Raw genomic sequence first — 8,309 nt, 5'->3', positions numbered from 1 at the left:
CCCATCATCGCGGTCTATGGGGTCAACGATATGGCACCGTGGGGACACATGTATGTCAATCCTGGTCTAACAGAGCCTTATTTAATCCCCGTCCCAGAAAAATCATCCCGCGCGGGCATTTGGCTCACGCGGGATGATGGCGTCTTATTTGTCCTGCTCCAGCAGATCGGACGGCGTGCGGTCGGGCTTGCCACCGCGGAAGATCTCGCGACCGTGCAGGCGATGCTCCAGGTCACGTTCGGCCTTTTCCTCGTCAATCTTGGTCTGGCTCACCGACGGGTCCTCAATCAGCGACGACACCGAGTTCACCTGCTTTTGAATGCGCTCGGAAATCGTGTCGTCCATACTCACGATATGCATCTTCCAGTCGATGTTCGTGGCGGTCGAAGAGCTCTTGGTCCACACAAACGTCAAAATGGCGCTCTGATGACCCCTCGCGGGGAACATGCCAAAGAAGGAATCGTGCTGAATGTTGCTGTCCTCATCGATATAGGCGTGCACGTTGTACACCACGCGGTCAATCTTATCGTTGAGCAGCGCGTTGGTCGCAAGCGCCGCGGCCTGGATCTGCCCGTTGGACAGCAGCTCGAGCTCGTTGGCAGACGACGTGTCCAACACCGTCACCTCAACCGTGCCCGTACGTTCGTCCGCCTCGTCGACGCTAAAGTCGAGCGGGAACTGCGTAAAGCCGTTACCCCACTCAAGGCCGCCCTTCAGTGCCGTGGAAACGGTATCCACCGAAACACTCTCGGACAGGTTGGCAGTGTTCAGGCGGCGCATCACGCCGTAGCCAATCTGCATGCCCACGATCAGCACAAGGATGCCGATGACCACAGCCATAGCGGTCTTCGTAATGGTATGGCTCACCTGCGAGCCCGAAGGGTCGTCCTCGGACAGCGGGTCGATCTGTTTTGTCTGGCTTGCGCGATCTTCGCTGCGAAGCTGCGCCAGCGCCGCCTTGTCGCCGCGCTTGGCCGCTGCCTCTTTTTCGCGCATGCGCTCGGTGCGCTTTTTGGCAAGCGTCGGATCCAAAACGCCGGATGCGTCGATCTCGGAGAATAACTCCGTCACTTCTTCCGGAGTCAAAGGGTTCTTCTCAGCCATATACTTCCTGTCATATCAATCAGTCGAGCTCGTACGCACGCGCACCTTCGAACTGCATTCGATAGTAACGGGCATAGGTGCCGCCACGGGCGAGAAGCTGCTCGTGCGTACCACGTTCCACAACGCGACCATGCTCGACGGTCGCAATCTCGTCAGCATGTTTAATGGTCGAGAGACGGTGAGCGATGATGATCGTGGTGCGACCGCGCGCCAGGCGCTCGAGCGACTCCTGCACCGCCTCCTCGCTCTCGTTATCCAAGGCGCTCGTCGCCTCGTCCAGGATCAGAATCTTGGGGTTCTTGAGAAACACGCGTGCAATGGCTACGCGCTGCTTCTGACCGCCCGAAAGACGGCTGCCGCGCTCGCCCACGACCGTGTCGTAGCCCTGCGGCAGGGACTCAATGAAGGCATCAATATTGGCGCGGCGGGCGGCCTCGGCGACCTCTTCTGCCGTGGCGCCTGGCTTGCCGTAGGCGATGTTCTCGCCAATCGTACCGTCAAACAAATAAACATCCTGTTGCACCAGGCCAATAGCACGGCGCAAACTCTGTTGCGTCACGTCGCGCACGTCCTGCCCGTCGATGCTGATGGATCCCTCAGCCACGTCATAAAAGCGCGGCAGCAGCGAACACGTTGTGGACTTGCCACCGCCCGAGGGGCCAACCAGGGCAATGGTCTGTCCGGGCTTGATGGACAGATCCATGTGGTCGATAACAGGGCGTCCGTCGGCGCCGCCCTCGCCCAACTCAACGTCCTCGTAGCTAAAGCACACATCGCGATATTCAACCGCGCCAGCCGTCACCTGCAGGTCCGCGGCATCCGGCTTGTCCTGGATATCCGGGGCGGTCGAAAGTACCTCGTCCATACGCTTAAAGCCGGCGATGGCTTTCTGATACGTCTCAGCCGAGTTCACAAGCGTCTCGAGCGGGGTGCAGAACAGCGAAATGTAGAGCGCAAAGGTCGCCATATCGACCGGCTGCAGTTGGCCTTGCGCCACCAGCCAACCACCCAGCAGCACCACGATCACGTACAGCACACCCGAGAGCAGGCCATACGTCGCAGTGTAGACGCCCATGGCGTGATACATATTCTCCTTGGACGAAAGATAGCGGTCATTAGAGACGCGGAACTTGGAGCGCTCAGCTTCCTCGTTCGCAAAACTCTTGACCACGCGCATACCGGCCAGCGAATCCTGCAGTTGAGCATTAATACCGCTGATCTTTTTGCGATTGTCGCTGAAGACCTCGCGCATACGCATGTTCTGCCAAAACATAATGACCGCAAACACCGCCGTCACCACGACCATGGCAAGCGCCAGCACCGGAGCGATGGTAAAGAGGATCACAAACGAGCCGACAATCTCGATACCGCAGATGATTATCCACTCGGGTACGTGATGCGCTGCCTCACAGATATCAAATAGGTCGTTGACCACGCGGCTCATCATGTCACCCGAGCTGTTGCGATCGAAGTACGCAAAGCTAAAGCGCTCGTACTGATCGAACAGGTCCTCGCGCATCTTGGACTCCATGCGCGCGCCCATCACGTGGCCCCAATAGCTCACAAAGTAGCGGCAGGCGCAACGGATGGCATACATCAGTACCAAGCCGACCGCGATCATACCGAGCGCCTGCATAATAGCAGCCTGACCCTGGGTAAAGAGCCCGCCGGTCAGATTACGCAGGATAATGGGGAACGCCAGGTCAATGGCAGCAAGCACCAGGGCGCAAACAGTATCGGCAACAAAAAGCCCCATCTGGGGCTTGTAATAAGACAAAAACCTTCTAAACATGCAGTCCTCGGAGAGAAATAAATAGCGTGAGAAATCCGGTTGAACCGGTCGGGCTGAAAACAAAGCGTCCCAACAAACATAACGCCGATGTTCTGGCAGCGTCAGCGAAAACGTCCCTAAGCGAGCAAGGTGCCTTGAAAGAGGAGCGACGCGTACTTCGGTACGCGAGCGACGATTGAAAGGCAGATTGCCGCTTAGGGGCGTTTACAGCGTCGACTCGTTACGCGGTTTGGTAAAACCGCGTAACCTAGAGCTCGGCTCCGCCCAAGCGATGCGCGATGCTATCGCAGGCCAAGGCGCCCACGACGGTCTTGGCATCTTCGATCTTGCCGTCGAGCACGGCGTCGATCAGCTCGTGCAGCGGCACCAGATCCACGTTGACAAACTCGTCATCATCGGGGTTGGGCGCATCAAACTCGAGCTTGGTGGCCAGGTAGATGTGAATGATCTCGTCACAGAAGCCGCAGGACGTGACAATCGACGTCAAAAAGCGAATGCGACCGGCCCTAAAGCCCGTCTCCTCATGCAGCTCACGCTTGGCGCAATCGAGCGGGTCCTCGCCTGGATCGAGCTTGCCGGCGGGAATCTCGACCGTCACGCGGTCGATGGCGGTGCGGTACTGACGCACCAGTACGATCTTGCCGCTCTCGGTCAGTGCCACAACGGCCGCCGCACCCGGATGGCGAACGATATCGCGGGCGCTGCGGTGACCGTTGGGCAGTTCAACCTCAAGACGGTGGACGTCGAGGATCTTGCCCTTCCAGGCGCACTCCTCCGAAAGAATCTTCTCGTGCAGCTCGGCATCGTGCGGGTCGTCGTCGCCCAGCACCAGCGCCGGCTCGTCAGCGACCTCGCCACCAGGCTCGCCCTCGGCGTGCCCATACATGCGGCTGTCCTCTTCGACGATCTGCGCGTCCACGAGCTCTTCGTTCTTCTCGTCCATCCGTCTCATCCCTCTCGGACTTTAGGCATCCCAGGCGTCGCGGCCACGCAGCGCGCGCAGGCCAATGTCGTGACGCAGGGTCTTGCCCTCAAAATCAATCTTCTCGCAAGCCTCGTAGGCAAGGTTGCGGGCGTTCTCAAATGTGTCGCCCAGCGCGGTCACGGCAAGCACACGACCGCCGTTGGTCACGAGCTGACCGTCCACCACGGCGGTGCCGGCATGGTACACGGTCACGTTCTCCATGGACTCGGCGTCGGCGATGCCGGTGATGACTTTGCCCTTCTCGTAACTGCCGGGGTAGCCCGCGCTCGTCAGGACAACAGCCACGGCCCACTCGTCACGCCAATCGAGCTCAATCTGATCAAGCTCGCAGTTGGCGCAGGCGAGCATAACCTCGACCAGGTCGTTCTTGAGGCGCGGCAGCACGACCTGCGTCTCGGGGTCGCCAAAGCGGGCGTTGAACTCCAGCACCTTGGGGCCGGCGGGGGTGAGCATAAAGCCGCCATACAGGCAGCCGCGGTAGTCGATGCCCTCGGCAGCAAGCTCGGCCACGGTCTGTTCCATGACCTTCACCATCGTGGCGTGCTCTTCGTCGGTCACGATGGGTACCGGGCTGTAGACGCCCATGCCACCGGTGTTGGGGCCCTTGTCGCCCTCGAGCGCACGCTTGTGGTCCTGCGAAGTGGCCATGGGGCGCACGGTCTTGCCGTCGGTAAAGGCCAGCAGCGAGCACTCGGGGCCGGTCAGCATCTCCTCGATGACCACGGTATTACCGGCATCACCAAAGGTGCCACCAAAACACTCACGCACGGCCTCTTCGGCCTGCGCAAGCTCAGTCGCCACGATAACGCCCTTGCCTGCGGCCAGGCCGTCTGCCTTCACGACCAGCGGGGCGCCCTGCTCGCGCACGTAGTCAAGAGCCGAAGCCTCGTCGGTAAACGAGCCATAGGCTGCCGTCGGAATGCCGGCACGCTCCATGAGTTGCTTGGAGAACAGCTTGGAGCCCTCCATCTGAGCGCCCTCGGCACCCGGGCCAAAGCAGGGAATGCCCGCCGCGCGCACGGCATCGGCTACGCCCGCCACGAGCGGAGCCTCGGGGCCAATCACCACGAGTCCGCATCCGTGGCTCTGGGCAAACGCCGCCACGGCCGCAGGATCGCAATCGTCGAGAACCACGTTCTCGCCGCAGCTCGCGGTGCCGCCGTTACCCGGCGCAATGTAGAGCTTGCCGGCGCGCGGTGATGCTGCGAGCTTTGCCGCCAGAGCATGCTCGCGGCCGCCGCTGCCCAACAACAGGATGTCGATGGTTTGAGTGTCCGCCTTCAAGGGTGCCTCCTCTATGGATGAACGGCCCGCCAACCATGCGGACCCATTACAAAGCAAATATACCCCTCGGCCGCCCGCCTGGGCTGCAAAGGGGTATATCGCAATAACCGAATAGTGCCGATTACTTCCAGAATCGGTTGATGATCTGCTCGCGACCGGCGCCGACGCCAATGAACGTCACGCGGGTGTGTGCCAGATCCTCGATAAACGCCACGTAGTCCTGAGCCTCCTGCGGCAGCTCGTCAAAGCTGCGGCAACCGGTGATATCGCACTTCCAGCCCGGGAGCTCCTCGTAGATGGGCTTGGCATGCTCAAAGCGCACCTGGTGCTCAGGCACGCTCGTGTAACGCTCGCCATCGACGTCGTAGGCAACGCATACCTTAATGGTGTCGAAGACCGAAAGCACGTCGAGCTTGGTCATGGCGATGTCGGTGAGGCCGTTGACGCGCGAGGCATAGTTGGCGATGGGGCCATCGAACCAACCGCAGCGACGACGACGGCCGGTAGTCACGCCGTACTCGTGGCCCTCCTCGGTCAGCGTGTGGCCGGCCTCGGACTCATAGGAAAGCTCGGTGGGCATGGGGCCCGAACCGACACGGGTGATATAGGCCTTCATGACGCCCAACACGCGGTCGACATTCTTCATACCGACGCCGGAGCCGGTGATGGCGCCGCCAGCGGTGCAGTTAGAAGACGTCACGTACGGATAGGTGCCGTGGTCGATGTCGAGCAGCGTCGCCTGGGCGCCCTCGAACAGCAGGTCCTTGCCCTCGTCGATCATGTTGTTGAGCAGCAGGCTCGTCTCGGTGATGTAGGGGCGCAGGCGCTCGGCCATGGGCAGGTACTCGTCGCAGATCTGGTCCACGGTGTAGGTGGGCAGGTGGTAAATGAGCTCGAGCTCGGGATTCACGCGGGCAAGAGCGGTCTCCAGCTTGTCGCGGAACAGCGCCTCGTCCAGCATGTCCTGCATGCGCAGGCCGATGCGGGCCATCTTGTCCTGGTAGCACGGACCGATGCCGCGCTTGGTGGTACCGATGTTCTTCTTGCCGAGCTTCTGCTCAAAAGCACCATCCAGATCGATGTGGTACGGCATGATGATGTGCGCGTTGCCACTGATCTTGAGGTTCTTGGTGGTGATGCCGTCGGCCTCGAACATGTCAATCTCCTCAAGGACAACCTTGGGGTTGACGACGCAGCCGTTACCGATCACCGACACATGGTCGGAATACATGATGCCGGAGGGCACCTGGTGCAGGCCGTACTTCTTGCCGTTGACGACGATGGTATGGCCGGCGTTATTACCGCCCGAATAGCGCACGACGGCATCGAAGTCGACGGCGACCAGGTCGCAGATCTTACCCTTGCCCTCATCGCCCCACTGGGCACCGACCAAAACGGTTGACGGCATGTTTACTCCTTACATTCATGGACTGTCTACGCGCCACGCCGGCACGCAGAAGCACAAAACATTCCCAGTATACCCGTGCAACGGGCGCCTGTCCTACTCCTCGGTATGCGCCCCATCAAGCTCATAGAACTTGGTGGATGCCGGCAGGAACATCAGGTCGACGTCACCGATCGGGCCCGAACGGTTCTTGGCCACGACGATACGCGTAACGCCCTCGTCGGGTCGATCGTCACGCGAGGCCTCAGCCTCATCGGCGGAGCGGTCCAAGAACATAACGATGTCGGCGTCCTGCTCGATGGAGCCCGATTCACGCAGGTCGGACAGCTGCGGGCGCTTGCCGGTACGGGACTCGACCTGACGCGACAGCTGCGACAGCGCGATCAAAGGAATCTTGAGCTCCTTGGCCATGATCTTTAAACCACGCGACATCTCGGAGACCTCGACGGTACGGCTCTCGGAGCGACGCCCCGGCGGAGGACTCACCAGCTGCAGGTAGTCCAGGATAATGATGGCCTTCTCCTTGTTATGGAGCATGCGGCGGCTCTTGGCGCGAATCTCGGTCACCGTGGTGCCGGGCGTATCGTCAATCAGGATGTCGAGCTTAGACAAGGTCTGCGTGGCCTCGTTGATATTGGCCCACTGTTCGGGGCTAATGCGGCCCGTACGGAAGTCGCTGATTGAAATCATGGCGTAGGCGCAAATCAGGCGCTGGGCAATTTCCTTGCCCGACATCTCCAGCGAAAAGAAGCCGACGGTATAGCCCGCAGCGGCGGCGTTGAGCGCCAGGTTCAGAGCGAACGACGTCTTACCCACGGCGGGGCGGGCGCCGATAATGATGAGCTGGCCCTCGCGGAAGCCCATAAGCATACGGTCGAGCGACGGGAAGCCGGTGGGCACGCCCGCGGCCTGTCCGCCGGCCTTACACACTTCCTCGGCCTCGTTATAGGCCTCGACCATAAACTCGGTCAGTGTCTTATAGCTCGACTTGACCTCGCGCGCCGTGACCTTGAGCAGCTTGCTCTCGGCCAGCTCCACGACCTCTTTGGTGTCGGTAGGGGCGTTATAGGCCAGGGCGTTGATCTCGTTGGTGGCACCGATCAGCTCGCGCAGCATCGAGTCGCGACGGACGATGGCGGCATGGTGCTGCCAGTTCACGAGCGACAGGGTCTGACCCATCAGCTCCAAAATGTAGGCCTCGCCGCCCACGGCATCAAGCTTGTTGATGCTGCGCAGGTAATCAATCAGCGAGATAGAGTCGATGGGAATGCGGCTGTTGTACATATCGACCATCGCGGTGTAGATGGTCTTATGAATGGGTCGGTAGAAGTCATCGGGCTGCAGCTCGACCTGGGCCTCCTCGACCACCTCGGGCGACAGCAGCATGGCGGCCAGTACATTGGCCTCTGCATCTTGGTTTTGAGGGAGACCCAACTTGGAGCCACGGTCCTCGACCGTCAGCCCCGTCTCCCTTTCGTCATATGCCATGAGCATCCTCATTCATATCGCTTGCGAGCATCCATAGTATCAGCCACGGTCCCAAAACGAGCCGCGCGCCGCCAATCATCACCGAACCAAACGGATGAACGGTCCCGTATATAGGACTTCGACGCAACGTTCACCATGACACTCACTCAGCGCAAAAAATCAGAACCACCCTTAAAAAGGGTGGTTTGCTCTTAGGGTATAACCCACGGGCCCCGGGCTCGCGTCTAAAGGCGCGGGCCCGGACTTCGTCC

Annotated in this window: 6 protein-coding genes; all 6 read right to left on the bottom strand. The window is 60.4% G+C overall.

Annotation, left to right across the window (positions count from 1 at the left end; translation table 11 throughout):
* Positions 1-144: 144 nt before the first annotated feature.
* Positions 145-1,104 (bottom strand): hypothetical protein, encoded by a 960-nt coding sequence (locus tag I2D57_RS09520; RefSeq protein ID WP_195362309.1) that lies wholly within the window; start codon positions 1,102-1,104, stop codon positions 145-147.
* A gap of 19 nt (positions 1,105-1,123) precedes the next feature.
* Complete coding sequence (locus tag I2D57_RS09515) at positions 1,124-2,896, bottom strand: ABC transporter ATP-binding protein (RefSeq protein ID WP_195362308.1); 1,773 nt, start codon at positions 2,894-2,896, stop codon at positions 1,124-1,126.
* A 247-nt stretch (positions 2,897-3,143) separates the two neighbouring features.
* A complete protein-coding gene (locus I2D57_RS09510; RefSeq protein ID WP_195232596.1) occupies positions 3,144-3,839 on the bottom strand; it encodes an NUDIX domain-containing protein in 696 nt (231 codons plus the stop codon).
* 21 nt (positions 3,840-3,860) lie between these two features.
* Complete coding sequence (purD, locus tag I2D57_RS09505; protein ID WP_195362307.1) at positions 3,861-5,165, bottom strand: phosphoribosylamine--glycine ligase; 1,305 nt, start codon at positions 5,163-5,165, stop codon at positions 3,861-3,863.
* Positions 5,166-5,286: 121 nt separating this feature from the next.
* Positions 5,287-6,573, bottom strand: coding sequence for an adenylosuccinate synthase (locus tag I2D57_RS09500; protein ID WP_195362306.1), 1,287 nt, complete (start codon positions 6,571-6,573; stop codon positions 5,287-5,289).
* A gap of 93 nt (positions 6,574-6,666) precedes the next feature.
* Positions 6,667-8,064 carry a replicative DNA helicase gene (gene dnaB, locus I2D57_RS09495; protein ID WP_195362310.1) on the bottom strand — a complete coding sequence of 466 codons (1,398 nt, stop codon included), beginning with the start codon at positions 8,062-8,064 and terminating at the stop codon, positions 6,667-6,669.
* Positions 8,065-8,309: the final 245 nt, after the last annotated feature.

Source organism: Collinsella aerofaciens (assembly GCF_015553355.1).
Taxonomy (GTDB): domain Bacteria; phylum Actinomycetota; class Coriobacteriia; order Coriobacteriales; family Coriobacteriaceae; genus Collinsella; species Collinsella aerofaciens_V.
Note: the sequence above shows the minus strand (reverse complement) of the source record. Positions and strands in the feature narration are given on the sequence as shown.

Excerpts from the sequence above, each read along its gene's own strand:
- dnaB (WP_195362310.1), bottom strand. The coding sequence starts at position 8,064 with ATGCTCATGGCATATGACGAAAGGGAGACGGGGCTGACGGTCGAGGAC.
- I2D57_RS09520 (WP_195362309.1), bottom strand. The coding sequence starts at position 1,104 with ATGGCTGAGAAGAACCCTTTGACTCCGGAAGAAGTGACGGAGTTATTC.
- I2D57_RS09510 (WP_195232596.1), bottom strand. The coding sequence starts at position 3,839 with ATGGACGAGAAGAACGAAGAGCTCGTGGACGCGCAGATCGTCGAAGAG.
- I2D57_RS09500 (WP_195362306.1), bottom strand. The coding sequence starts at position 6,573 with ATGCCGTCAACCGTTTTGGTCGGTGCCCAGTGGGGCGATGAGGGCAAG.
- I2D57_RS09515 (WP_195362308.1), bottom strand. The coding sequence starts at position 2,896 with ATGTTTAGAAGGTTTTTGTCTTATTACAAGCCCCAGATGGGGCTTTTT.